22 protein-coding genes are annotated in these 25,575 nt (G+C 41.2%); 4 read left to right on the top strand and 18 right to left on the bottom strand.

Annotated elements, in window-relative coordinates; genetic code table 11:
• Positions 1-147: 147 nt before the first annotated feature.
• Both GKC25_RS15830 and GKC25_RS15835 read left to right on the top strand, forming a co-directional pair.
• A complete protein-coding gene (locus GKC25_RS15830; protein WP_012011434.1) occupies positions 148-816 on the top strand; it encodes a YigZ family protein in 669 nt (222 codons plus the stop codon).
• Positions 801-1,892, top strand: coding sequence for an LCP family protein (locus GKC25_RS15835; RefSeq protein WP_034660153.1), 1,092 nt, complete (start codon positions 801-803; stop codon positions 1,890-1,892). The genes GKC25_RS15830 and GKC25_RS15835 overlap by 16 nt, the downstream gene beginning before the upstream one ends.
• A 35-nt stretch (positions 1,893-1,927) precedes the next feature.
• Here the strand turns inward: GKC25_RS15835 and GKC25_RS15840 are convergent, their stop codons facing one another.
• The 14 genes from GKC25_RS15840 to GKC25_RS15905 all read right to left on the bottom strand — a co-directional run bounded on the left by GKC25_RS15840 (position 1,928) and on the right by GKC25_RS15905 (position 18,020).
• A complete protein-coding gene (locus GKC25_RS15840) occupies positions 1,928-2,995 on the bottom strand; it encodes a glycosyltransferase family 4 protein (RefSeq protein ID WP_034660156.1) in 1,068 nt (355 codons plus the stop codon).
• 134 nt (positions 2,996-3,129) lie between these two features.
• Positions 3,130-4,320, bottom strand: a complete 1,191-nt coding sequence (tuaH, locus tag GKC25_RS15845; RefSeq protein WP_034660717.1) for a teichuronic acid biosynthesis protein TuaH — start codon at positions 4,318-4,320, stop codon at positions 3,130-3,132.
• 25 nt (positions 4,321-4,345) lie between these two features.
• Positions 4,346-5,101 carry a teichuronic acid biosynthesis protein TuaG gene (tuaG, locus tag GKC25_RS15850; protein WP_045210160.1) on the bottom strand — a complete coding sequence of 252 codons (756 nt, stop codon included), beginning with the start codon at positions 5,099-5,101 and terminating at the stop codon, positions 4,346-4,348.
• A gap of 24 nt (positions 5,102-5,125) precedes the next feature.
• Positions 5,126-5,803, bottom strand: a complete 678-nt coding sequence (tuaF, locus tag GKC25_RS15855) for a teichuronic acid biosynthesis protein TuaF (protein ID WP_095285725.1) — start codon at positions 5,801-5,803, stop codon at positions 5,126-5,128.
• A 72-nt stretch (positions 5,804-5,875) separates the two neighbouring features.
• Positions 5,876-7,333 (bottom strand): teichuronic acid biosynthesis protein TuaE, encoded by a 1,458-nt coding sequence (tuaE, locus tag GKC25_RS15860; RefSeq protein ID WP_342689852.1) that lies wholly within the window; start codon positions 7,331-7,333, stop codon positions 5,876-5,878.
• A 39-nt stretch (positions 7,334-7,372) separates the two neighbouring features.
• Positions 7,373-8,302: an NAD-dependent epimerase/dehydratase family protein gene (locus GKC25_RS15865; RefSeq protein ID WP_034660160.1), complete on the bottom strand. Its 930-nt coding sequence runs from the start codon at positions 8,300-8,302 to the stop codon at positions 7,373-7,375.
• A gap of 14 nt (positions 8,303-8,316) precedes the next feature.
• On the bottom strand, positions 8,317-9,654 hold the full coding sequence (tuaD, locus tag GKC25_RS15870) for a UDP-glucose 6-dehydrogenase TuaD (protein WP_034660163.1): 1,338 nt from the start codon (positions 9,652-9,654) through the stop codon (positions 8,317-8,319).
• A 79-nt stretch (positions 9,655-9,733) separates the two neighbouring features.
• Positions 9,734-10,918 (bottom strand): teichuronic acid biosynthesis protein TuaC, encoded by a 1,185-nt coding sequence (tuaC, locus tag GKC25_RS15875; RefSeq protein ID WP_034660165.1) that lies wholly within the window; start codon positions 10,916-10,918, stop codon positions 9,734-9,736.
• The gene (gene tuaB / locus GKC25_RS15880) at positions 10,915-12,366 is read right to left on the bottom strand and encodes a teichuronic acid biosynthesis protein TuaB (RefSeq protein ID WP_034660166.1); all 1,452 of its coding nucleotides are present in this window, start codon (positions 12,364-12,366) and stop codon (positions 10,915-10,917) included. Before tuaB ends, tuaC begins: the two co-directional genes overlap by 4 nt.
• 18 nt (positions 12,367-12,384) lie before the next feature.
• The gene (locus tag GKC25_RS15885; protein ID WP_034281119.1) at positions 12,385-13,044 is read right to left on the bottom strand and encodes a sugar transferase; all 660 of its coding nucleotides are present in this window, start codon (positions 13,042-13,044) and stop codon (positions 12,385-12,387) included.
• 199 nt (positions 13,045-13,243) lie between these two features.
• Complete coding sequence (locus tag GKC25_RS15890) at positions 13,244-13,816, bottom strand: hypothetical protein (RefSeq protein ID WP_034660168.1); 573 nt, start codon at positions 13,814-13,816, stop codon at positions 13,244-13,246.
• A 233-nt stretch (positions 13,817-14,049) separates the two neighbouring features.
• Positions 14,050-15,540, bottom strand: coding sequence for an N-acetylmuramoyl-L-alanine amidase (locus GKC25_RS15895; RefSeq protein WP_034660719.1), 1,491 nt, complete (start codon positions 15,538-15,540; stop codon positions 14,050-14,052).
• Positions 15,541-15,563: 23 nt separating this feature from the next.
• Positions 15,564-17,672 (bottom strand): SpoIID/LytB domain-containing protein, encoded by a 2,109-nt coding sequence (locus tag GKC25_RS15900; protein WP_106038102.1) that lies wholly within the window; start codon positions 17,670-17,672, stop codon positions 15,564-15,566.
• 24 nt (positions 17,673-17,696) lie between these two features.
• Complete coding sequence (locus GKC25_RS15905) at positions 17,697-18,020, bottom strand: hypothetical protein (protein WP_024423640.1); 324 nt, start codon at positions 18,018-18,020, stop codon at positions 17,697-17,699.
• 182 nt (positions 18,021-18,202) lie between these two features.
• On the opposite strand from GKC25_RS15905, the gene GKC25_RS15910 reads away from it, so the two are divergent.
• Positions 18,203-19,123 (top strand): LytR family transcriptional regulator, encoded by a 921-nt coding sequence (locus GKC25_RS15910; protein WP_034660171.1) that lies wholly within the window; start codon positions 18,203-18,205, stop codon positions 19,121-19,123.
• A gap of 123 nt (positions 19,124-19,246) precedes the next feature.
• Here the strand turns inward: GKC25_RS15910 and GKC25_RS15915 are convergent, their stop codons facing one another.
• Complete coding sequence (locus GKC25_RS15915) at positions 19,247-20,599, bottom strand: IS1182 family transposase (RefSeq protein WP_106038609.1); 1,353 nt, start codon at positions 20,597-20,599, stop codon at positions 19,247-19,249.
• A 128-nt stretch (positions 20,600-20,727) separates the two neighbouring features.
• Positions 20,728-21,867 (bottom strand): non-hydrolyzing UDP-N-acetylglucosamine 2-epimerase, encoded by a 1,140-nt coding sequence (gene wecB, locus GKC25_RS15920; protein ID WP_034660172.1) that lies wholly within the window; start codon positions 21,865-21,867, stop codon positions 20,728-20,730.
• Positions 21,868-22,139: 272 nt separating this feature from the next.
• Between wecB and galU the strand changes: the two genes are divergently transcribed.
• Entirely contained in the window at positions 22,140-23,021 is an 882-nt protein-coding gene (galU, locus tag GKC25_RS15925) for a UTP--glucose-1-phosphate uridylyltransferase GalU (protein WP_034660174.1), read from the top strand.
• Between the two features lie 26 nt (positions 23,022-23,047).
• On the opposite strand, the gene tagH is transcribed toward galU, so the two are convergent.
• Together tagH and GKC25_RS15935 are read right to left on the bottom strand one after the other, a co-directional pair.
• Complete coding sequence (gene tagH, locus GKC25_RS15930; protein WP_034660175.1) at positions 23,048-24,649, bottom strand: teichoic acids export ABC transporter ATP-binding subunit TagH; 1,602 nt, start codon at positions 24,647-24,649, stop codon at positions 23,048-23,050.
• A 19-nt stretch (positions 24,650-24,668) separates the two neighbouring features.
• The gene (locus tag GKC25_RS15935) at positions 24,669-25,496 is read right to left on the bottom strand and encodes an ABC transporter permease (protein ID WP_034660176.1); all 828 of its coding nucleotides are present in this window, start codon (positions 25,494-25,496) and stop codon (positions 24,669-24,671) included.
• Between the last annotated feature and the right edge of the window lie 79 nt (positions 25,497-25,575).

Genomic DNA, 25,575 nt, shown 5'->3' on the forward strand with positions numbered 1-25,575 from the left:
TATAATGAAAGAATGCGTATAAATCATGAAGTTTTTATGACGACCCTTTTTCCGCCCCTATCATCATAACAAAATACGCTGTAAAATTCTAAAACGAATGCAAATTTTCTCTAGTCTTACAATTTGCTTGTCAGGAGGGTAAGTCTTTTGCTGAATCGCTATCTTACAGTAAAAAGTCGTGGCGAGCATGAGATCGTCATTGAAAAATCACGTTTTATTTGTCATATACAGCGTGCTGTCTCAGAAGAAGAAGCACAAGCATTTATACAATCCATTAAAAAACAACATTGGAATGCCACACATAATTGTTCTGCCTATCTCATTGGAGAACATGACCTGATTCAAAAAGCGAATGATGATGGTGAACCAAGCGGTACAGCAGGTGTGCCAATGCTTGAAGTGTTAAAAAAACGGAAGCTGAAAGATACAGTCGTAGTGGTCACTCGTTATTTCGGCGGTATTAAGCTAGGCGCCGGTGGATTGATTCGTGCCTACGGAAAATCTGTATCAGAAGCCATCAACCATGTTGGTATGGTAGAACGCTGTTTAATGCGTACGATGCACACAACAATAGATTATACATGGCTTGGAAAGGTAGAGAATGAGCTTAGAGCCTCATCTTTTCAGCTAAAAGAAATTCATTATGCAGAAGATGTTATTTTTGAGACGTATGTAGAAGAAACACAAACAGAGCAGTTCATTGAATGGATGACTGAGCTGACAAATGGAAAGAGTGTTACAAAAGAAGGCGAACTGATTTATTTAGAAAAGGACATTGGTCCGATAAAGGAGACAGATGAATGGCACAACGAGTAAGAGTGCGTGTACGAAAGAAAAAGAGTAAGAAGAAGAAAATTTTCAAACGTATCCTGGTCTTATTTTTGCTTCTTATCATCTGCATGGGCGGATTTGCAGTATATAAAATAGTCAATACACTTCAGGCTGCTGACAAAACATATGATGAGCTAGACCGAGGAGAGAAATCGAAGCTTCGTGATGCGGTCATTGATATTAAGAAGAAACCTTTCTCTGTACTATTTGTCGGAATTGAGGATTATGCCACAGATGGTGATCATGGCCGTTCAGATTCACTCATTGTCGCAACGATTAACCCTCAAGACAAAACGATGAAAATGGTTAGTATCCCTCGTGACACACGCGTACAGCTTGCAAGTGACACGACAGGAAATAAAGAAAAGATCAATGCAGCATTTGCTAAAGGTGGAAAAGACGAGACGATTGAAACTGTCGAACAATTCTTGCATATTCCGATTGATAAATATGCAACCGTTGATTTTGACGGATTCAAGGATGTCATTGATGAAGTCGGCGGAATTGATATCGATGTTCCATTTGACTTCAATGAAAAAAGTGATGTGAAAAAATCGAAAAAGATTTACTTCAAAAAAGGCAATATGCATTTAAACGGGGAAGAAGCACTTGCTTACGCTCGGATGAGAAAACAAGATCCACGCGGTGATTTCGGACGTAATGATCGTCAGAAACAAATTTTACGCGCAATGATTGATCAAATGTCGAAGGCAAATAACATTGCGAACGTCGATAATATCGCTAAAGAAGTAAGTGATCACATTACGACCAACTTCCGTATCACAGAAGGTCTTGCACTTCAGCAAATCTACAGCGGATTTAAAGGAAACGACACAGAAACACTTTCTATTAAAGGGTCAGATCTTTATTTAGGACCAAATCGAACGTATTACTTTGAGCCAGATCAAACCAATCTAGCTAACGTACAAAATGAATTACGGACGCATTTAAAGCTTCCTGCTGAATCTTCGACTGAAACAGATTCACAAACCAATCCACCCTCTGGTGAAACAGGGTCAAGTGATACAGCTAATCCTTCGACCAGCACACCAGGACAATAATAAAAACAGCCCAGTTCCTAGGAACGGGCTGTTTTTTATTGTCTTTTGACCATTCGTTTATAGAATTTCGTAAATGGTTTGAACTCTTCGTTGACCAAACCCGTGACTTCCGCAATCACTTGCATAAACATTACCAGTAAAAAGATAATGATGAGCGATAACCAAATGGTCGCGCTTGTCAGCAAAATCGCACTTAAGCTAAAGACTAAGCCAATCATGTAAATGACGATGACCGCCATGCGATGGGACAAGCCAAAGGCCATTAGTCTATGATGAATATGAGATTTGTCTGGCGCTGAAATCGGCTGTTTGTTTAATATGCGTCTAATGATTGCAAAGGTCGTATCAAATATAGGAACACCTAGAATGATCACAGGAACAACAACACTAAACAAAGTGACACTTTTGTATAACCCTAAAAGTGACAGCACCGAGATCATATACCCTAAAAATAGCGAACCGGTATCCCCCATAAAAATCTTCGCCGGATGAAAGTTGTAAAAGAGAAAGCCGATCGTACTGCCAATGACGACAAGAGATAAAGAAAGAATCAGAATCTTATCAGCAGAAAATGCCATCACTGCAATCGTTGATAAACCGATGACAGAAATACCGGCAGCTAGTCCATCAAGGCCGTCAATTAAATTTATGGCATTTGTGATGCCGACAATCCATAGCACGGTGAGGGGATATGCCATCCAGCCTAACTCAATTCGATCTGTTAAAAAAGGAACAGAGAAAAAGTCCATTTTTAAGCCCGTGCTCACAATCAAACAAGCAACAAGAACTTGTACGAGAAATTTAAATTTTGCACTTAAATTATATTTATCATCAAATATACCTAAAATGACGATGAGTACGGCACCAACTGAAATTGCTGTAATTTTATTATGTAGAAACAGCCCGCCTGCTAATGCTCCAGCCGCTACCCCAATAAAAATTGCCAAACCACCCATTCGAGGCATTACTTTATCATGAACTTTTCGTTTATTCGGCTGGTCCACTGCACCAATCTTAATTGCAAACTTTTTGACGATTGGTGTCACAATTAAAACTGTAGCCAGAGAGACAAAAAACGCTAATAAGGCGCGTTCGTAATCCATAGGTCAGTCTCCTTCTAAATTGAAATCTGTATTTTGTATATTGGCCGCTCTTTCCATTATACAATTGAATAGAGGATGATCACAAGCTCCCCCGGTGAAGAAGAAACAAATAAAAACGCACAATCCCGAATGAATTATGCGTTTTCTTTAATATTCGTTAGTTCCACCATGTTTGTGAACAGCGCGTGCCAATCTTTTTTCTTCGCACGGCTTTGTCTTAGATGTCTATAGGTCGTGTCGTCTTTTTTGCTGATCACTTTCAGGCAGGCTTCTACGAAGAGCGCAGGATCATCGCCCTCTAAATATTCATACACATCCTTCTCTTTTAGCCTTTCCGTTGATGGGAGATTTAAACCGACAACCGGTATTCCAGCTGCTAAAAATTCATAGAGCTTGAGAGGGAACACCGCTTGATTGTAAGGGGATTGTTTGTATGGCATCATGCCTACATCAATCAGCTTCATATAAGCAGGTACTTCTTCTGGTGCAACAGCTCCTGTCCAAATCACATTTGGCCGTTTGAGTGCATGCTGAAAAGATGGATCTCCATTCGTTCCATCCGGACCGACAAATAAAAATGTCCAATCAGGCCGCATGCGAGCAGCTTCAGCCATCATGTCAAAATCGAGCTTTGGCTTGATTCCTCCGATAAAACCAAGCACGGTTCCTTCTCTTCCTTCCAGCACATCTTCTTTACACGGAAGATTGCTTTTCGCAAATACATCGTACTCGACGCCATTTTCCACAGTAAACACATCTTTCGGTTCTCCCATAAGACGTTTTTTGATTTGATCGTGTAAATATTGAGAAGAGCATGTAATGCTGTGTGCGTATTTAATGATTCGATTTTCTGCTTTGACAATGACACGCTGCCTCATATAAGAAAGAATGTTGTGTTTGCCGCTTATCGGCTCTCCCCACAGGTCACTGCAATCATAGACAATGTGTTTCCATTCAAATAAGGAAGATAAGAGCGGAAAGCCCGGAAACGTATACCATAAACAAACAGCAATCCCCTTCTTTTCCTCCTGCCGCAAATGTTCAAGAAGAGGGGACAATTTATGAATATAGAACATGTCTTGATATCGGCCAAAGCGAAATAATTTACTCTTGAGCACATCAGGAATGGTCAATTGCTTCATTCGATCTGTTATGGGCTGAAAGGGAGCTGTATGACGAGATGATGACGGGCATACCCAGATGACCTCTTTTGTTTCTGGATCAGATGCTAGAAATTCGGCCAGCCGATGCCGTCTGTACCTCAGTCCGTCCTGTCCCCATTCTCCCGTCGCTACGACAACATGTATGATCGAGTCTGCTTTCACCTTTATCACCTTTTTTCCCTTCTGTTTATAAGCGCTTCTTCACAGCATTTGTCGCATAGTGCATAAAACACCAGGACGCTTTGACAAAATGAAGCTGCTCAATTTCTCTGTAGACAAACCACGTTTTTTTCGCTGCTTTCCACTTGTTACTAGAGATGGAGTTCCCAACGATGCGATATTCACTGAGCGGTTCGCTCATACCATAGGCTGTAAATCCTCTTTTTAATATAGACAGCCATGTAGCTAAATCCTGCCTTGTGCGAATGTTCGGCATTTCCACATGTCCTACCTTTTTAAGATCAAGCATGACCGTTAAACAGCCGATAATGGTATTTTTCAAGGCTTCATTATAATCTAATTTCGCTGGCGCAGTGACGGTTTTTTCTAACGGTTCTCCATTTTCTGCAATGATGTCATATGCCGTAAATGTAAAGGCATAATCATTTGTCAGCATGAAGTCTACCTGTTTTTCAAGCTTCGTCTCTTTCCACTTATCATCGCTGTCTAAAAAAGCAATAAAGCGCCCTTTTGCCTGGTTGATGGCTGCGTTTCTAGCAATGGCGGCTCCCCCATTTTCCTCTAAATAAATGACGTTGATTCTGTCGTCCGCTTGACTTAAATCCCCTAATAGCTTTCTCGTTCCATCTGTAGAACAATCATCTGCAATGATCAGCTCCCAATTGGAATAGGTTTGGGCAAGGACGGAATGAACTGTATCCGTTAAATAACGTTCCGCATTATACGCCGGTGTAATGATGGATACTAACGGTTGATTGTTCACCTAAGACTCATCTCCAGTTCATCATTAAGATTCTTTGAACACTTCGGGTAAGACCACAAACATGAGCGAGATGCTAAAGCCAATGACAAGCCCAAGCAGTGCACGTTTTTTGGCTGACATGCCTTTATTGCCCTCATCAAGTACTTGTGCAGGATCGACAATCTTTGCCTGCTTCATTCCAAGCTTTGTCGACTCCAATTCATATAAGAATCGTTCTTTATCGACTTTGGAATCATTGCTGACAGATTCGTCTTCAAGAGCAGCTAATCTACTTTCAATCACCTGCTGCCTTTTTGTAAATAATGCTTTGTCTTGCTTAAGAAATGTCTCCGACACCTGCTTCACGACAGCCAAAGCGCGATCCTTATCGGCATCTGTGAAAGACAGCTGTAATTGTGTATCTGATTGATTGGTAAGGATGAGACGGGTTTTCACATCCTGCCTTTCTTCTTCTTTGACATCACTGAGTGCTTCGTTTAGAAATGCATCGCTTTTTAATAGAGATGTCACTTCTGCCATATTGTTATACACCCCATCATCATATTTACCAAGAGTGAGGGTAACAGCAGCTGTGTAACTGGACTGCTGCGTAGTTCCTTTAGCAAAAAAGAAACCAAAGGCGCCTAATATGACAGGCAGCAGGATGAGCCATACGATGTACTTTTTGATTCGCTTCCCTATCCTAGATATGAAACCAGACATGTTCATTCTCCCAACATTGACGTATTTGCTCTTTCACTAGTGTAGCCATACACACGTAGCATCACACACGGTTTACCACAGCTTGAGTCGTTGTTTGTTTTTCAACATATTCACCGCTGCGATCACCAGTCCTAAAAATACCCAGTGGAAATATAAATTCGAGACGGAGCTAGGACTGATACTTGAAACGAGAAAGCTCAGCATGGCTGCAAACAACCCTTCAATGATCATTTTTGCAGATCTTGTGTCAGCCCATTGGTATTGTTTGTACAGTGTGAACATGAGATAGGCGTATACTGAGATATAGCCCAGCATGACCGCTAACCCAAAGTTCGTCATCAATTCCAGCAGCCAATTGTGCACTTCTACGACCTGGTCTGTATCAAAGATCGAAAAGTGAGCTAAGTAGTAAGACACATTCCCCGCTCCAACCCCGAATCCGTATGAATTCGTAAAGAAGTGCCAAGCATTTTTGATCAAATTCGCTCTCGCGATGTTAGACGGGAGTGGTTCACTAAAAGAATGCGCGACCTGAGAAGCGAGAAACAAGTCATAAAAGACCGAATAAATCTTGGCTGAAAAGACAGCGATACAGATAACAACAAGTCCGCCTGCTGCAATGATTGACCACTTTTTGAGAAATCGCGGCAGCAGCAGCCACACATAGAGCGCCACTCCTGCAAATATGCCAAGCAGACTGGCTCGGGATTCGGTTAACAATATAAGATACAGTGCGGCGATTGCCCCTAATAATCCAAACGCTTTGATATAACCGTTTTTCATTTGACGCATGCACGCTAGATATAAAAAGAAACTAATCGATAAAAACGTCGCAAAGTCATTTTGATTAAAAAAGACAGATGTAGGATAGTGCTGTTTATACGCTGGTCCTAGATACAATGAGGTATTCGGTAAATGGTTCAATGTAAAGTGATTATAGAACCCAATCCCCATCACAAACACAGTCATGACCAGCCAAATGCTATAAAAGGTCACCACTTGATCCATTCGCTGAATGAACATGACGACAAGAAAGACAAACCCCATCCCCATTGCAAGCAGGGACATATATTTCAGGCCGTCTGTGACCGAATGACCCCAAAGCAGTGAGATGAGCCCGTAAAGAAACCATGCAGCGAAAAAACCAAGAATTCCTTTGACACGAATCTGCTGCCACTGCGATATGTACGTCCCCTTATCTCTCATCCGCCATATGAATAAAGCAAAGACGGCGATAAGCATAATACGGTAGAGAAAAAGACTAAAGAATCCGGCACTAATAGAAAAGAAAGCGTTGTTGAGAAAAGTCAATGCAATCAAAAGATAGATGGCTGACATGAAGATTTGCTCACCATTCATGTATAGCTTCATCAACACGAGAGCAGCCGACAGGATCAAAAGTATAACCGGAACAGCCACCATCTTCTTTAACCCGACGGGCTGGGCGGTTGCCATTTGTACAAGCCCGATCCCTGCTGCAAACAAAATACATCCAATCATGATTTGCCATGCTGTTTGTTTCACACTCATACCCATTTTCCTCCTAAGCAACCCATCCGATTTGAGGGATTAAGCCTTGACTTCCTGTTCATAGTAGGAAATGGTACGAGCCAAACCTTCCTGTAAACTCACAACAGGCTCCCATGCTAAGACTTGTTTCGTTTCCTCATTTGCCAATGTACTATGCACAATATCTCCTGCACGCTGCGGCTTGTAAATTGGTTCAAGATGCGATCTCGTCACCCGCTTCATCGTTTGAAACAGCTCATTCACAGTGATCGAATCACCACATGAAATATTTAAACAAACGTTTGATTGAGCTGTTAAAGCCGCAACATTCGCTGCTGCTAGATCACCTACATAAATGAAATCTCTTGTTTGTTCCCCGTCTCCGAAAATGAAAGGAGCCTCATCTTTTGCAAACTTATCAGAGAAAATAGAGACAACTCCGCCTTCGCCAAGTGCGTCTTGTCGCGGACCATAAACATTGCTGTACCGAAGAATACAATAGTCCACATCATACAGTGATTTTGCCATTTCTAAGTATCGCTCTACTGTGAGTTTCGATAACCCATAAGGCGAACCAGGCTTTAGCCGGTGAGCGGTGTCTACTGGCAGATACACTGGATCTCCATAGACAGCTGCTGATGAGGCAAATACCACTTTCTTGACACCAGCCTCTGAAGCCGCTTTGATTACATGCAGAGATCCTTTAATATTCACTTCTTCGTCATAAACGAAATTCTGAACGGAAACGGCTACACTCACCTGTGCTGCAAGGTGAATGATATAATCCGGTCTCATTTGTTTGATCAAATCAACCGTTTCTGATTTTGTGACATCTGCCTCAATGCATTGAACGGAAAGATGGGCAATATTTTCCCGAGATCCAGTTGAAAAGTTATCAAGAACGATGGGCTCGTAGCCTTTTTCTAGTAAAGCCTCTACCGTGTGTGATCCAATAAATCCGCTTCCCCCAGTAACCAATACTTTCTTCATCCAAGCTCCCCCTGTTATTGTGCCTTTGATACCAATTCTGCTTCCCATACGCCTGGGCGGCCGATAGACTGGTAAATAAATCCTCTCTCTTTCATTTCTGCTGGATCAAACAAATTCCTTCCATCAATTACAATCGGTGAACGAAGCAGCTGCTTGATCTGATCTTTATCCATCTTCTGTACGTCATCCCATTCTGTTAGGATGAGACAAGCATCCGTATCTTTTACTGTTTCATACAGGTCATTACTGAAGACAGCCTGCGGGCCAAGCTCTCGTTCTGCTTCTACATAAGCAATCGGATCATAGGCCTTCACAAAAGCACCCAGCTCTCTCAGCATGGGGATAATGTCTAATGCAGGCGCAGAACGCATATCATTTGTATTCGGCTTGAATGCGAGACCTAAGACAGAGATGGTTTTTCCTCTAATATCACCGAATACACTCATCAGTTTGCTGACAAGGTGAGCTCTTTGGTGATTGTTCGTTTCAATCACGGACTCGATCAGCTTGAACCGGTAGCCGGCTGTTTCGGCAATTTTGAGAAGAGCCATCGTGTCTTTCGGGAAACAAGAACCCCCAAATCCAATGCCCGCTTTTAAAAATTTATGCCCGATGCGGCTGTCTAATCCAACTCCTTCGCTGACTTTTTCAACATCAGCGCCCACCCGCTCGCAAATATTTGCAATGTCATTGATGAATGAGATTTTTGTGGCAAGCATGGCATTTGCAGCATACTTAATCATTTCAGCACTTTCTAAGTTGGTCTCCACAACCTCTGTTTGAAACGGATCATGCAATCTTTTGATGATGGTTGACGCATGGGTGCTTGTCGAGCCTATTACTGCCCGCTCCATATTCATCGTGTCTTGGATTGCAGAGCCTTCTCTGAGGAACTCTGGATTGGATACGACATCAAAAGGATATTTACTGCGGGATGCTTTTTCGACAATGGCTTGAACGAGCCGGCCTGTTCCAACGGGCACTGTGCTTTTATTGACGATGATTTTATAGCCATTTAGATGTTCACCAATTGTTTGAGCGACGGCTTTCACGAACGTTAAATCTGCTTCCCCCTGTGCTGTCATCGGTGTCCCTACAGCAATATAGATAATCTCTGATTCCCTGATAGCGGCAGGAATATTGGTTGTAAAAAACAGTCTTCCTTCCTCCGTATTCTTTTCAATCAATTCCTTTAAACCCGGTTCATAAATGGGAACGACACCACTTTTTAAGCTGTTGATTTTTGATTCATCGATGTCACAGCAGATGACACGATTTCCGATATCAGCAAAACAAGTACCCGATACTAACCCGACATACCCTGTTCCAATCACAGCAATTTTCTTCAACATTTTTCATCCTCTCAGTAAAAGCATATTGTCCGTTCCAAGCTGTTTATCTATCTATCATTCTTTGCACATTTCATCTTGTTTAAACGATGGATATTGATTGATTAAGCACCTTTTCATATTGCTGTATGAGATGCTTCGCATTATTTGCTGATGAATATTCTGTATGAACGATTTGATGAAGATCGTTCTTCACTTGCTCATTCCATCTGTTTTCATAAAGATAGGCGTGAATGGCCTCTTTTAACTGATTCGTCGAACGCGGATCAACGAGCAGGTGTTGATAGCTAGAAAATAAAGATGGAAGACCACCGACTCGTGTCGCAATGACAGGTACTTTTAAAGCAAGCGCCTCTAGGACGACGGTAGGCATTCCTTCACTATAGGAAGGAAGTGCAAACAGATCAGCTGCCATTAAGTAGTCTTTCACCTGCTCATTCGGCACCTGTCCTGGGAGTACAATGGATGCTCCAGCCCGTTCTTCCACCCCCTTTGCAAGGGGGCCTTTTCCAACAAAGACTGCTTTCACACCATCCATGCCGCTGACAGCATCAGCTAATTCAAGTAAGCCCTTCTCTTTGACTAATCGCCCGACGAAGACAACGAGCTTGTCGTGAAGGGGTAAGCCTAACTTTTTCCTGATGCCTTGTTGATCTTCTTCCGTTTTAGAAAATGACTGAAGCGGAATACCGAGCGGGAGACATTGCGCTTCCACCTTTGTCATGTCATTTGTCTTTTTAGCAAGCTCCTCGCTCACCGTCAGAACAGCAGATGCCTGTTTCACCGCCGTTTCAAAGGCTGCATGTGCCCCTTTGCTATAGCCTGGATACACGTTCACATCACTGCCATGTAAGGTCAAAAGATAAGGAATTTGCGTTTCTTTCTGAATCACAGCCGCCGCTCCGCCAGACGGCATCGCAAAGTGCGCATGGATAAAATCTGGTGACAGCTGATAACGCTGCATGGCGCCTAGAACAGAAGCCGCTATTCGTTTACTCGGCTGTGCCCATTTCAGCTGTCCAGGGATCGCTGTATAGGGCGGCCTGTATACTGTCACTCCGTTTCTTACTTCCTGTTCGGGCATATCTTTTTTCTGCCGATAGGCCGCCTTCAGCATCCGCAAAACCGGTAAATTTACTGGATTGGGACAAATGACAGTCACTTGTATTCCTTGTTTGAGCAGCTCCTGCACTTGCGTTTCATGGAATACGCCTTCACTTGGATGTTTTTCACTAGGATATACACTTGTCAGCCATAGCACCTTCATGACGAACGACCTCTTCTCAATAATTTACCTGCCACCTGCGGATACATTTTGATGAACAGCAAGCCATACAGTGCAGCACTGACACAAATCGTCAATCCTAATTGAAGTAAAATATCCGCTGACGTCAGCTTCATGCCTTGATGCAAGAAAACCGCACAGGCGGCCATCAACAGCGTCATGACAGCAGGCTTTCCAAGTGATTTTAAATACACCTTCATATCAAGCTGAATGACATACGCCATGAGCCACCTGCCGACAATAAAGTTGAGCAGACTGACACCTGAGTAAACCCAAGCTACTGTGAGCAGACTTCCTGTGCTGACACCTGCATATAAGGCGCATCCATACACGATGAGCATCCCCGTATCCCAATAAAAGGCTAAGTCCGCTCTCCCTTTGGCAAGAAGTATTGAACCGTTTGGATTCATCAGCACACGCAGAAGGCCGACAATGCACAAAATGTTAAGAACCGGAACGGCTACGAGCCATTTCTCTCCAAACACTACTTCTATAAAGCTATCTGATACGGCAGCAAGACCGATTAATAATGGAAAACTAATCAATGCGAGCATATTCGTCATACTGAGGAAGCCCTCTCGCAGCATGGAGTGATCACGCTGACTTTTTGCGAAAACAGGGAAAGCCACTCTCGTCACGATTGGGTTAATCTTCAGCACCGGGATCGTTACAATTTGATACGCCAAGCTGTAAATACCTAATGCTTCCGCTCCAAGAAACCGGCCGATTAAAATCATGTCTATGTTCGATCCTGCTCGATTGACCAGTCTGGATGCGAGCTGGAATGCACCAAATGAGAAAAATTCTTTCACTTCCCCTAATGCAAAAACAGGTGCTGGGCGCCACTTCTTCCAATAAGCTGCGGCATACATAAGCCCTTTTCCTGATTGCAGCAGCACTTGAGAAATGACATAGGCCACAATCGGATTGATGAAAAAGGCCAGAACGAGTAAAACAAACAGCGATATCATGGTTGCAATGGCTTCAATGGTACTTAATGTTTTAAAGGCTAAGTCCTTTTGCATCATGTATTGGTATTGCTGGCCAATTGGTGCAATCAGAAACATGATGGATAATAGTTTGAGCAAACCCTCCAGCTCTGGCCGGTTATAAAAGGCGGCAATCATTGGGCTTACTAGAATGAGTAAACAGAATAAGACAATTCCAGTGAGCAAATTGATCCAATATAATGTAGATAATTGACGTTCTGTTGTTTGTTCCTTTTGGATGATCGCTGCCCCAATCCCTAGATCAAGTAAAATCTGCGTAAATATTGTGACAGTTGTGATCATGCCAACGAGTCCAAACTCCTTCAGTGACATCACGTTCCCTAAAAAAGCGAACTGTGCGATTTGGATAATCGTAATGATGAATGCGGACAAGCTTGTCCATTTTGCCCCGCCTAGTATGCGTTTTTTCATACTTGCCATTTCTCTTCCCTACTTTACTTATCTGGCTCCGTCACCCGTCATGATGACTTTTAACGTTTTTACCATAATCTTCGTGTCGAGAGAAAATGTCAAGTTTTGAATATACTGTAAGTCGTGTGTTAATTTTTCACTCGGACTCATTTCATATCCTCCATTTACTTGAGCAAGACCTGTCAGTCCCGGCTTTACTGCTAATCTTTTCGTAAAACCTGGAATCGTCCGATTAAATTCTGCGGTAAACATCGGTCTTTCCGGCCGCGGACCTACGATACTCATTTCTCCTTTTAACACGTTGATAAATTGCGGGAGTTCATCGATTCTTGTTTTACGAATGAAGGCTCCCACTTTGGTGATACGCGGGTCATTTTTTTGTGCCCATTTCGCTCCTCCGCTTTCAGCGTCGGTTCTCATCGATCTGAGCTTCCATAATTTAAAGTAAACACCGTCTTTCCCTACCCTCTCCTGCATATAAAAGGCTGGTCCCGGTGTTTCCAGCTTAATCAAGAGAGCAAACAGCAAAATGATCGGCGTACTCAACATCAATCCGATGAACGAGAACATTAAATCTATGAAACGTTTTGCAAATAAATAACGAACCATATGTTCTGTTAAGGCAAAAGAGTGGTTTCGTCTCACTTCATATTCTCTATAAAGATTCATCGCTTTCTCTGCACTCACTGACCTGCACCTCACCATCTAAAGTAGTTGTTGTGTAAAGAGATGTTCTATGAAAGTCAGTTTATCAGAGCAACATTAAGCAAATGTAAATGCGCTGTTAAGTCTTGTAAAACTGTGTTAAGAATGTGCACTTATATAAAGTTATGCCCTTTTCAACGTAAAAAAGACCCGCAATTCTGCGGGTCTTTGGGTCTTTTCTTTATTTTGCTTTGACGGATTCGATGGTTTTTAATCGAAGGGTTCCGTTTGCATCTTTTGTATAGGTTACTTTCACTTTTGATTCTTCTTTTAAGCTGTTCACTTGTTTAGAAAACGCATTTCCGAACTGAATAGCTACTTCTTTGCCATCAATGTTCACAGCAATGGTATGTCCATCAGCCAAACCGACATATGTGCCTTCTTTGGTGACTTCATTTTTCTTATTTGTTGTTGATTCTTTCTTTGTTTTAGAATCAGCTTTTGATTGATCCTTAGCAGGTTCTTCTTTTGTGATTTCTTTACTTGAGCTGTCTTTTGCCGCTTCATCAGATTGACCAGCTTGCTCTTCTTTTTGAGCAGCTGTTTCTTTGCTTTGATCATCTGCTTTTTCATTAGATGACTGATCTTCTGTTTTTTCCTCTGAAGCATTTTCTTTCTTTTGATCAGCCGCTTCGGTTGTTTCCTTTTTGCTGTCATCCTTATTGTTGTCGCTTGATTGATTTGTTGTGCCGCATGCTGTAAGTACTACACCTAGAAGCAATACTAGAAACGGCATTGTGATTAATTTTTTCAAGATCGTCACCTCTTCATGATTTGTCGATTTGCTGTCGCTTGAAGATTCATGCGTAAACCATTCACCTTCTATGTTTCAATTATAACAAAGATAACCAAAAATGAAATGTATTTTTAACTTGACACATTATTGATTACCCGATCACTTCATAGACTTTTGAAAAAAGGCTGCCGAGAGACGTTCTCGAGCAGCCTAAGAGGAGTATCTGAGGCACCCCTCATGTTTGTATTTTCTTATCTAAAGTAACCTGACACACCGCTTGAAATGCCTGACGCTAAACGATCTTTATACGTAGCAGATTTCAAGATGTTTGAATCAACTGGACTGGACACAAAACCAGTTTCTAAAAGAACACTCGGCATTTTAGAATATTTAATCACGTAGAATCCAGCTGTTTTCACACCACGGTCTCTTGTACCAAGTGCACTGACCATTTTAGGCTGAATGTTTTGCGCAAGCTTCAAGCTGTTTGCAGACGCATAGGTTTTGTCATAATACGTTTCTGTTCCGTTTGCACTGCTGTTATCATTTGAGTTGGCATGGACACTAATGAAGATATCTGCTTTCGCATTCGCACCTTTGCTCACTCGTGTTTGAAGACTGTCAAATGTGTCTGATGTTCTTGACATGGTAACAAGTGCACCAGCGTTGTTTAATTTCGTATTTAAACGTTTTGCTACATCTAAATTCAAGTTCTTTTCATATAAACCGTAGCCTACAGCTCCTGAATCATGTGCACCATGACCTGGATCAATGAATACTTTTTTCCCGACGACAGGATTTTTTAATTGATTCACAACAGTTGGTGTCACCGTATTTGTACTGCCTACGACAGTAAATTTGGTGATTTTTTTACTGCTGATTGTTGCTCTTGTTACTTTTGGTAATGTCTTTTCATTCGTTAGAAGCAATGCTTTGTTTTGCTTCGCTGCGATCCCTGCAGCAGAAGATGAAGTGGCATAGCCAAATCCTCTTCCTACATAGGTATTATACGTGCTCATATTATACTTTTTCACAATATTAGCGGCAACGTCATAACGAGTGGAGCCTTTGATTCGTGTTGGAGATTTCAATTGATTATAAGCTGCTTTTGTGACGTAATTTTCTCCGCCGACTACAATGGTTTGTTTGACATTGCTTGCTTTTGCAACAGAAGCGATTTCAGAACGAAGTCCCTTTTTATCTGTGTAGAGAATCGGGAATCCTTTTTGTGCTGCTACCGGTGCAATTGCAATCCCATGAGCATAGAAGGAACCTTCAACGACAACGACGCCTGCTGGCTTTTTCATTTTTTTCGCGATATTTGCAGATAGCTCATATCGATTTTTCCCTGAAATACGTTGTGTAGAGATGCCCATTTTCTTCACTTCGTTGACTACGTTGTTTGACACACTTGATGTACTGCCTAAAACGATAACTGTCTTTGTTTTTAAAGCCTTTAGGGCTTTTTTCGTATCACCCGAAAGACTCTTACTGTTTGTATAAAGAACTGGTCCATTTTTTTGGTGTGCAAGTGGAATCCCTGCTGTTGCATCTGCATACGCAGTTTTCCCTACTAAAACGACTGTACTTGCAGTTCCCCATCCCTTTTTCGCTACGTTTGCTGCTACAGCATATCTGCTCCCGCCATCAATTCGTGAGACGGAATTATCTGCTGAAGCTGTCGGAACAATAACGAAAATGGCGATAAGGCTGAGGATGGCTGTTTTCATGATTGAGCGCATCATCTATGTCCTCCTTTAACCCTTTAATAGTTTGTTAGTTTTGTACCTGGATAGTAGAACGAAAGTATGGAAGAATATGAGTTTCCAGATTCTGCTCTAGCTTTGGCTCCGTATTGGCTCATGCCAATGCCGTGACCATATCCTTTTCCTGAAATCGTAAAGTCATTTGTATTGTTTTTGACAGACGCAAATGTGCTTTTCACCTTTGTTGCGCCCATGACGGATCTAAACTCGGTCATCTTCATACTTGCCGTTGTGCTTTTGTTTACTGCATACGTGCCTGTTTTATTTTTCAGATGATATGTCAGCTTGATCGATACCGTCTTCGCACGCTGGCCTTTTGTTTTTCCTGAGAATGTCAGGCTTGAGATGGATGCAATCTTCATATCAGATGCAGCAGTTTCTTTGTTTTTGAGCAGCCATGATTTGAGACCAGCAAGGTCCGCTGCATTTGTCTCTTTTGTCTTAGACCACTGAGATGCTGCTGTGCTAGCAGTCAATGTTGTGCCTAGTTGTTTTTTAGAGAGTTTTAGCGTCCATGCATTGACCGGATCTTTTGTATCCTTTTTGGCCACTAAGTACGGCAGTGCATTTGCCCACACTTCTTCACTTGCCTCTGTATAACCGCCATTACTAGAATAATAGGTTGCTGAAATGAGCTGATTGTTGTATTTCAGTACCTTCCCTTTTGTGGCATCGACAGCTTTTGTCGAATTCGTGTACCAGTTATATCCTCCATATACTTGGAAGGCAGTTGTATCAGGTACGACTTTTCCAATACTTTTCACTGAATACGTTCTAGCGGCAACTGCCTGTGCTTTTAGCGCTTCAACATGCCAGCTTGCAGGCATTTCATTTGGTACTACGCCTTTTAGATAGTCTTCAAATGGAATATTTTCGAGAGTCGGCCTGATATAACCTGATTCAATTGCAAAGTTGACGCTGCCTAAGTACGGCTTCCCTGCAATTTGAAGGACATTTTTCGTTGAATATTTCTCAGGAACAACTCTTAATGTGTTATACGTCTTTATGCCTTTTAATGAAATTTTTCCGTTAGAAATATCCAATTGGTAGTTTTGATTTTTTTTCAGATAGACTTGTTTAGCTAATGAGTTTTTCAAGCTATCTTTAATCGCACTTGTGCTACCAGCAAGGTGATAAGCATATGTACCCTTTTGTTTCAGCAGTGCTTTTAGTGACGCTGTGACAGAATCTGGTTTCACATACACAACGGTACTGTTAGACTTTGCAGCCAATTGAGACAGCGGCATAGCATAAATATAGCTAGAGGCTTTTGCCAAATAAACTTTATCTGCATTGATATTTAATTTCTTAATAATATTCACAGATAGTTCATAGCGATTGGCACCACTGATTCTTGTCACCTGTGACGTTTTTTTAATTTGATTCTCTACTTTTTGTCCCGTACTTTTCGTACTGCCGATGATGATGACTTTACTTGGCAGCTTGTAAGACGGAATGGAATCTTTTTTTGTTAACAGGATTGGATATCCCTTTCTCGATGCATAGGATGCAATCGCAATCCCATTCATAAATGAGTTTCCGCCGACAACGACAGCTTGCTTATAGTTACCCATTTCTTTAGCGATTTTTTGAGAGATTTCAAACTTGTCTTTTCCACTAATACGTCTGACTTTGCCATACTTTTTAATAGATTTCTCAGCAGCTGTGGAAATACTTTTCGTGTTACCGATGATCAGGATGTTATCCGGCTTCATTTTCTTCAGCTGGTTTTCAGTTGTTTTTGTCAGTCTTTCAATGTTCGTATACAAAATGGGTGCGCCTAGTTTGTAAGCTAACGGTGATACAGAAATGGCGTGATCAAATGCATCACGGCTCACAATGACAACAGTTGATGGATTCTTCCAGCCGGCAGACGCGATGCTATTAGCAACTTCGTATCGATTTTTGCCATCATATCTTTTCGTGACAGCCACATTCGATCCTGACAGCTTGTATTCTCCAGCTGTGGATAGATCCATCGTTTTTTTATTTCCGATATAATTAGACAATTTCACTGAAATTGTCGAGCTAGCCATGGCAGACTGAAAGGGTGCGACTAGTAGAGTCAGTGTCATGAGAACAATAAGTGTAACGCCTGTTTTCTTCAATTTTGTTCATCCCGCCCATCTTTTTTACTTCTGTTTTTCAATCTTTTGAATTTCCTTTTGACCACTGTCATTGATAAAGTAAGAGATTTCTACTGTGTCTCCTGGTTTGAATTCATTTAACACATCTTTAAAATTATCCGTAAATTCATAGCTTAAGGTCGTATTCACTTTTTTCACTTCGACTGTATGTGCATCAGCCATTCCAATAAATTCAGCTTTTTCTTCCAGCACCTGAGGAGTTGAACTGCTTGTCTTGTTTTCTCCCGAGGACTGCTCAGCCGTTCCACATGCTGTGAGCACGATACCAAGTAGTAGTATTAAGAACGGTAAAACGACGATTTTCTTCATTTTTTTCACCTCATGTCTTTGTATCGTCTTATAACTTAATATTTTAAGGTAAATTTAAGGTTTTTTGAAACCTTTTTTTTGTTACAACGTCTATATCTAGGTTCAGAGTAAAAAAATAACTTGTTTATCAAGATTCGTAAACCTATAATCATGGAAGAATCATAGAAAAGGTGAGGGACATTATGAGAGCTGAAAGAAAACGAAAGAAAAAAAAGGTTCTTTGGATTGTTTTATCGATTATTGGCTTATTCGTATTAGCAACTGGCGGATATGCATATCATCTTTGGAATACAGCAGCATCAACCGTGGCAGGCATTCAGGAGAATTTAAAGAAGTCAGATAAGCGTGACAAAGATGTCGATTTAAATAAGAAAGACCCGATTTCTATTTTAGTCATGGGTGTTGACGAAAGAAAAAATGACCGAGGCCGTGCGGATACATTAATATACATGACCGTTAACCCAAAAACCAAAACGACCGAGATGGTGAGTATCCCGCGTGATACGTATACAAAAATTGTCGGAAAAGGCACAATGGATAAAATCAACCACTCCTATGCATTCGGCGGCACACAAATGGCAGCAGATACAGTAGAGGAATTGCTTGATGTACCTGTTGATTACTTTGTGAAAGTCAATATGGAAAGCTTTAAGGATATTGTCGATACACTTGGCGGCATTACAGTTAACAGCACATTTGCTTTCAGCTATGACGGCCATTCATTTGGTACAGGAGAAATTAATCTAAATGGAGATCAAGCCCTTGCCTACACAAGAATGAGAAAGCAAGATCCAAAGGGTGACTTTGGACGTCAGCAAAGGCAGCGCCAAGTCATTGAAGGCATCATTGCAAAAGGGGCAAACATTTCATCTATTACGAAGTTCGGCGATATGTTCAAAGTCGTGGAAAACAATATGAAGACCAACATGTCATTTGATGATATGTGGACGATGATGAATGACTACCGTGATGCAAGACAGCGTGTGGAGCAGCACGAGCTGAAAGGAACAGGAGCACGCATCAATAACATCTATTATTATCAGCTTGATGATAATAGTTTGGCTAAAGTGAAGAAGGAATTGAAGGAAAGTTTGGAGCAGTAAAAAAGAAGACTACATGACTGTAGTCTTCTCAGATTGTAGAGAAACTCATGTTTTTCTACAATCTTTTTTATTTTCATCGTAATTATGATGGATGGGATTTAATGAAAAAGGCCTCCCACACACCTAGCCTAGCTTCGCTAGGTGTGTGGCAATCTTCTTCATGTTCTGGCACGCAGCTGTGAGGAGAACTTGCTCACTCACGTTTTGTTTTCCCCTCAACCGACAGTAGCGAAGCCCGTGCAGTTGTTTTGAATCTGCAAAGCTTCGCTCTATTTTTTCTTTTCTTTTTTTATATAGCTCTTTTCCAGAGGCAGACAGACGATTTTGTCTGATCTTTTCTTTGTGTTCCTCCCATACATGTCTTGAGATCACTTTTTGATGATTTTTCGATCTTGTACAGCTCTCAAGGAAAGGACACGATACGCATTTTTTAGGGTCTGATTTGTAGAACCTATAACCTTTTCGATCAGTTGTCGTATATAATAGCTTCTCGCCATTTGGGCATATGTAGTGATCAGATTCAGAATCATACTGAAATTTCCACTTCTCAAATAATCCTCTTGTTGGATGAAAGCGTCTATGTGCGATGACACCAAAAATATGGCGATCCGATAAACCTTTACAGATTGAGGTTGTCAAATAACCAGAATCAAGGGCAACAGCTTCTACTTGAAAACCAAATCGGGCGATTTGGTGATCCAATCGATCAAGATACGGAATAGAATCATGGATATTGCCGGGCGTGACATGGGCATCCGTGATGATATTGTACTTCATATCCGTTGTACGGTGGTCTAGGTAGAAAAAGCCTTCCGGTTTATTTTCACGATAAAGATAGCCACTCTCAGGGTCAGTCATACTTTGACGAATGTCTTTTTTCGTTTTCACCTCCTCTTTTACCTTTAAGGGCTTTTTTCCGTGTGCCACCCGATCTTCTTGGATCGCTTCTTCTAATTCATTTATATAGTTCTGGGTATCTTGTTCAATCGTTTTTCTCGTATATTTATGTTTATTGGCATTGGCTTTAAGATGAGTTGAATCAGTAAAAAGAACGCGGCCTCCTACCATATCATGATTGATGGCTTGAAGCACAATTTCATCAAAAATATCTTGAAAAATCGTTGTATCTTTAAATCGAGTACGACGATTCCAGCTAATGGTCGAGTGATGAGGAACGGGGTCATTGATGTTCAAACCTAAAAACCATCTATACGCCATGTTATAGTAAATTTCTTTTTCAAGTTGTCTTTCAGAACGGATACCGTACAGGTATCCGATAAACATCATTTTGAACAAAATAAGTGGATCAAGAGAAGGGCGACCTTTATTCTCACTATAATACGGTTTTACTTTATCTACGATAAATGAAAAATCAATGTACTGATCAATTTTACGAAGCAGGTGATCCTCTTCGACCAGTTGATCTAGCAATACAAATTCGGCTTCGTGCTGAGAAGAATTTCTAGTGTGGAACATGAGAAAAACACCTTCCTTAAGTGGGTTTTTCTCTATTATAAAATGAGGAGATGGAAAGTTTAAGGAAAAGATAAAGCTGTCGAGATTTTCTCGACAGCCTGAGACTACATGACTGTAGTCTTCTTTTTTTATGATTTGAATGGGGCAGGTTTTTCTTCACTTAATCCAAATCGATGGAGGAGCTCTTCGACAATTCGTCTCGAGGCTTGTCCGTCACCATAAGGGTTAGACGCCTTCGACATATTGTCATACTCTTTCTGATCTACTAGCAGCTCTTTTGCCATTTTGTAAATGGTCTCTTCATCTGTACCTGCAAGCTTAAGCGTGCCGGCTTTCACGCCTTCTGGACGTTCTGTTGTATCACGCAGCACTAATACTGGCTTCCCTAGAGAAGGCGCCTCCTCTTGTACACCGCCAGAATCCGTTAAGATAAAGTGTGAAGCGGCAGCAAAGTTATGGAAATCAACGACTTCAAGCGGTTCAATTAAGTGTACCCGATCGAGACCGCTAAATTCTGTCTGAGCTGCATCACGTACAGCAGGGTTTAAATGAACAGGATAAACGACCTGAACATCTTCAAACTCTTCTACAACACGTCTAATGGCTCTAAACATGTTTTTCATCGGCTGTCCGAGATTCTCTCTGCGATGGGCCGTTAACAAGATCATTTTATCCGTGCCTATTTTCTCTAAAATAGGGTGCTGATACTGCTCAGTAACCGTTGTTTGCAGGGCGTCAATCGCTGTATTCCCTGTCACACATATGGTCTCTTCTTTTTTATTTTCAATTAAAAGATTCTGCTTCGCTTCGTCTGTAGGTGCAAAATGAATATCGGCAATAGTGCCTGTCATTTGACGGTTCAATTCCTCTGGGAACGGCGAGTACTTATTGTGTGTTCTCAATCCAGCTTCGACGTGACCGACTGAAATTTGGTGATAAAATGCTGCCAAGCTTCCTGCAAAGGTTGTTGTAGTATCCCCATGGACAAGGACAATATCAGGTTTTTCTTCTTGGAATAATTGATCTAGCTTTAACAGTGCATTTGATGTGATTTCAGATAATGTCTGGCGTTCTTTCATAATATTTAAATCATGATCCGGTTGAATGTCAAAGGCTTTCAGCACTTGATCAAGCATTTGCCTATGCTGAGCAGTCACAGTGACAGAGGATTTGATTTGCGGATGTTTTTTTAGTTCAAGGACAAGGGGGGCCATTTTGATCGCTTCAGGTCTCGTCCCGAATACAGTCATTACATGTAATGTTTTCAATAGTCGATGCCTCTTTCCTTCTCATTTATCATATGTTTATTATACAAAAGAATAGAAACGAATCCTAATCATTCAATTTTCAATCTTTACATCGCCTTTACCCTTTTCAACATAAAGATTTACACGGACTCTTTACAATAGATGTTGTATCAGATCATCATACATTTATCGTAAATCATTTGTCATTTCTATCATTTGTAAGTTACACTTTATGAAAGATGAAAAATGAAGTCAAATCATTTTTTCAATATGTAAGGAAGGTGCAAAGTTCATTGAAAAAAGTACGTAAAGCCATTATCCCAGCTGCAGGTCTTGGGACACGTTTCCTCCCTGCAACAAAAGCTATGCCTAAAGAAATGCTGCCAATCGTTGATAAACCAACCATTCAATATATTATTGAAGAAGCTGTTGAATCAGGAATTGAAGACATTATTATCGTCACTGGAAAAGGGAAAAGAGCCATTGAGGATCATTTTGATTTTGCACCAGAGCTAGAGCGCAACCTGGAGGAAAAAGGGAAGAGCGAGCTTTTAGAAAAGGTGAGAAAATCCTCTAACATTGCTGACATTCATTACATACGTCAAAAGGAACCTAAAGGACTTGGACACGCCGTTTGGTGCGCACGCAACTTTATCGGTGATGAACCTTTCGCCGTTTTATTAGGTGATGACATTGTTCAAGCCGAAACACCTGGACTTCGCCAGCTGATGGATGAATACGAAAAAACGCTTTCATCTGTGATCGGTGTTCAGCAGGTAGCAGACAGCGATACACATCGCTACGGGATCATTGATCCTCTTACACAAGAAGGACGCCGCTACCAAGTGAAAAACTTTGTTGAAAAGCCGCCGCAGGGAACAGCACCATCAAATCTAGCCATCTTAGGGCGATACATTTTCACACCAGAGATCTTTATGTACCTTGATCAGCAAGAAATTGGTGCAGGCGGAGAAATTCAACTGACAGATGCCATCCAAAAGCTGAATGACATTCAGCGCGTATTCGCCTATGATTTCGAAGGAAAACGATACGATGTCGGTGAAAAGCAAGGCTTCATCGAGACGACTCTAGAGTTCGCCCTTCAAGATGAGGATCTGAAAAAGAAACTCATTCCATTTATGAAACAGCTTCTCGAAAAAGAAGAAGTGAATTAAAAAAAGCTGCCGGGATCGGCAGCTTTTTATTTGATCACTGAAATCGTCAGTGTATGCTGTTCATTATCAATGACAAACAAGTTGTTTTCGCCCTTCACTGCGAATTTCGTTTGTTTCTCATTCATCCAAACGTTCTGTTCTGTCAGCCCAAGTGTTGAAGGAGAGATTGACATGATCTCACGGAATACCATCGTATTCGCTTGACCATTTTGAATGACATAGTCGGCTTTCTCTGTGGTCAATCGTTCAATCATTCCGCCTTGATTACTTTTGATCGAGCTCAGCGTTTGCATTCTTTGCTTAAGCACAGATTCTTCTTTTCCAAGGAAAGAAAGTAAATACTCATACGAGCCTGCAGATGCGGGCGATACATAGGAATTGAACTGACCTGGTTCAATGGATAGTGGCTTTAATTCCTCTGCATTTTGAAGCGCAGCAGGTTTGACAAAATACGTTTCTGAGGCTGTTTTAATTTTAACGGCTTTTTTATTTTCAGCCACAGCCTGCACTTCTTGTCCAAAGGGCAAAGTGACATCCGCCTTTTTTTTCATGGCTTGATCTTTGTAAACCGTGAGTGGATCTGCCGTGACAATCAGCTGTTGATCCACCTTCTTCATATCAGGCGCCCCTTTCATCTGCGGGTTCTTAGTCTGAGGCGCTTCTGTCTTATCTGATGACATTGCACCAAATGTAGCCAGTGTACGAAGTGGGCGATCTGAAAACATGGATAAGGCAAGCAGAATAGTTAAGACAGCTAAAATTGTCACTTGAAATGCGGGGCCGAAAAATGAACGACGTTTCCCATTTTCTTTATAACGTGTGACCTTTTCCGTCTTTTGTACACCTTTTCTACCTTCCTTATGTTCCAATTGGTATTTTTGTTTCTCTTTTTTGGAGAGCTTATTAAACCAGTCAACAAACTCCTTATACTCTTTCACAACCTTTTTCGTATCATCAAACATACGAAGCTCCCCATAATGCATCCAAGCCACCCGGTCACAGATTTTTTGGATTTGGCTAATGGAATGACTAACAAAAAAGATCGTTTTCCCTTGTTCCTTGAATTCTGTAATTCGATCCACACATTTTTGATAGAAGGTTTGGTCTCCAACAGACAATGCTTCATCAATAATCAAGATATCTGGATCGATATGCGCTGAAATGGCGAAGCCAAGACGTGATTTCATTCCGCTTGAGTAGCTCTTCACAGGCTGATCAATAAAGTCACCAATATCTGCAAACTCTACGATTTTTTCATAAAGTTCGTCTATCTCTTTATTCGTCAGCCCCATCATTAAGCACTTGAGGCGAATGTTGTCTTTCCCGCTTAATTGGTTGTTCAGCCCTGCCGCAATGGCAATCAATGAAGGCTGGCCGTCCATATCAATTTCACCACTTGTCGGTGGAATGATTTTCGCAAGAAGATTCGACATCGTTGATTTTCCAGATCCATTGATCCCTACAAAGCCAATCGTTTCACCTTCATATACATCAAAGGACACATCACGAACAGCAAAGAAACCTTTTTCATTTTTATTAGGTAAAAACAGTCCTTTAATCTTATCTGACTGCTTTTTATATAGGACGTATTGCTTGGATACGTTTCGAAACGAAACCTTTAGTTTCATCGTATAATCTCCTTACTTTTTAAAGAAAATCGACAAATTTATCCCTAAATTTCATATGAAGCAATGAACCGACTGTTAAAAGAAGTAGCGTGATCAGCCAAAAATAAAGCGTATATTTCACATCATGGAAGAACCATTCTCCCTTTAACAAGCTATTTCTAAAACCATCAATAATGTAGAAAAGAGGATTCAATCTTAATATATCCCCGATCCATGCTTTGTCTCCAGTGAGCTTCTCTGAGATATTCCAAAAAATCGGCAGCAAAAAGAAAAGCAATCGTGTCACTGATTGTAAAAGAAATTGATAGTCTCTCACGAGTACGCTAATCGTGGAATTAAACAAACTAAACGAAAACATAAACGCGATCATACAAATAAGATAGTATATATATTGCAGCCAGTGCGCATCAGGATATATGCCATAGGAAATGAGCACAATCAGATAGACACCCATCATCACAAAGTAGCTGAACAAGTTGGACATAATCACTACAGACGGCAGCGCACTAATCGGAAAATTCATTTTCGATACCATATTAATGCGTTTAAACACACTGTTTGATCCATCAAGTATCGTCGGACTAATGAAGAACCAGGGGATTAATCCAGCAAGCATCCAGATGATAAATGGAACTCCCATCCCCCCAATGTCAATTGGCTGTCCTCCGCGAATTCCCATACCAAAAACAAACCAGTAAGCCAGCATTTGCATTAATGGATTTAAAAACTGCCATAAAACACCTAAATAATTCATCTGATATTTTGATTTTGTTTCATAAACAGCAAGGCGCATAATCAGCGGAAATGAGCTGATTTGCTCCCTTAATATCGTAAACAATGCATTCATTCTAATCTTCCTTAGATATAAGTTTTTGGAATTGCCTCTTCTAAAAAAATCACCGTTCATAATTGTAACAGATGTTGAG

Source organism: Bacillus pumilus (genome assembly GCF_038738535.1).
GTDB lineage: Bacteria > Bacillota > Bacilli > Bacillales > Bacillaceae > Bacillus.

Excerpts from the sequence above, each read along its gene's own strand:
- GKC25_RS15835 (WP_034660153.1), top strand. The coding sequence starts at position 801 with ATGGCACAACGAGTAAGAGTGCGTGTACGAAAGAAAAAGAGTAAGAAG.
- GKC25_RS15840 (WP_034660156.1), bottom strand. The coding sequence starts at position 2,995 with ATGGATTACGAACGCGCCTTATTAGCGTTTTTTGTCTCTCTGGCTACA.
- tuaF (WP_095285725.1), bottom strand. The coding sequence starts at position 5,803 with ATGTCTGGTTTCATATCTAGGATAGGGAAGCGAATCAAAAAGTACATC.
- tuaE (WP_342689852.1), bottom strand. The coding sequence starts at position 7,333 with ATGAGTGTGAAACAAACAGCATGGCAAATCATGATTGGATGTATTTTG.
- GKC25_RS15865 (WP_034660160.1), bottom strand. The coding sequence starts at position 8,302 with ATGAAGAAAGTATTGGTTACTGGGGGAAGCGGATTTATTGGATCACAC.
- tuaD (WP_034660163.1), bottom strand. The coding sequence starts at position 9,654 with ATGTTGAAGAAAATTGCTGTGATTGGAACAGGGTATGTCGGGTTAGTA.
- tuaC (WP_034660165.1), bottom strand. The coding sequence starts at position 10,918 with ATGAAGGTGCTATGGCTGACAAGTGTATATCCTAGTGAAAAACATCCA.
- tuaB (WP_034660166.1), bottom strand. The coding sequence starts at position 12,366 with ATGGCAAGTATGAAAAAACGCATACTAGGCGGGGCAAAATGGACAAGC.
- GKC25_RS15895 (WP_034660719.1), bottom strand. The coding sequence starts at position 15,540 with ATGCGCTCAATCATGAAAACAGCCATCCTCAGCCTTATCGCCATTTTC.
- GKC25_RS15905 (WP_024423640.1), bottom strand. The coding sequence starts at position 18,020 with ATGAAGAAAATCGTCGTTTTACCGTTCTTAATACTACTACTTGGTATC.
- GKC25_RS15910 (WP_034660171.1), top strand. The coding sequence starts at position 18,203 with ATGAGAGCTGAAAGAAAACGAAAGAAAAAAAAGGTTCTTTGGATTGTT.
- GKC25_RS15915 (WP_106038609.1), bottom strand. The coding sequence starts at position 20,599 with ATGTTCCACACTAGAAATTCTTCTCAGCACGAAGCCGAATTTGTATTG.
- tagH (WP_034660175.1), bottom strand. The coding sequence starts at position 24,649 with ATGAAACTAAAGGTTTCGTTTCGAAACGTATCCAAGCAATACGTCCTA.
- GKC25_RS15935 (WP_034660176.1), bottom strand. The coding sequence starts at position 25,496 with ATGAATGCATTGTTTACGATATTAAGGGAGCAAATCAGCTCATTTCCG.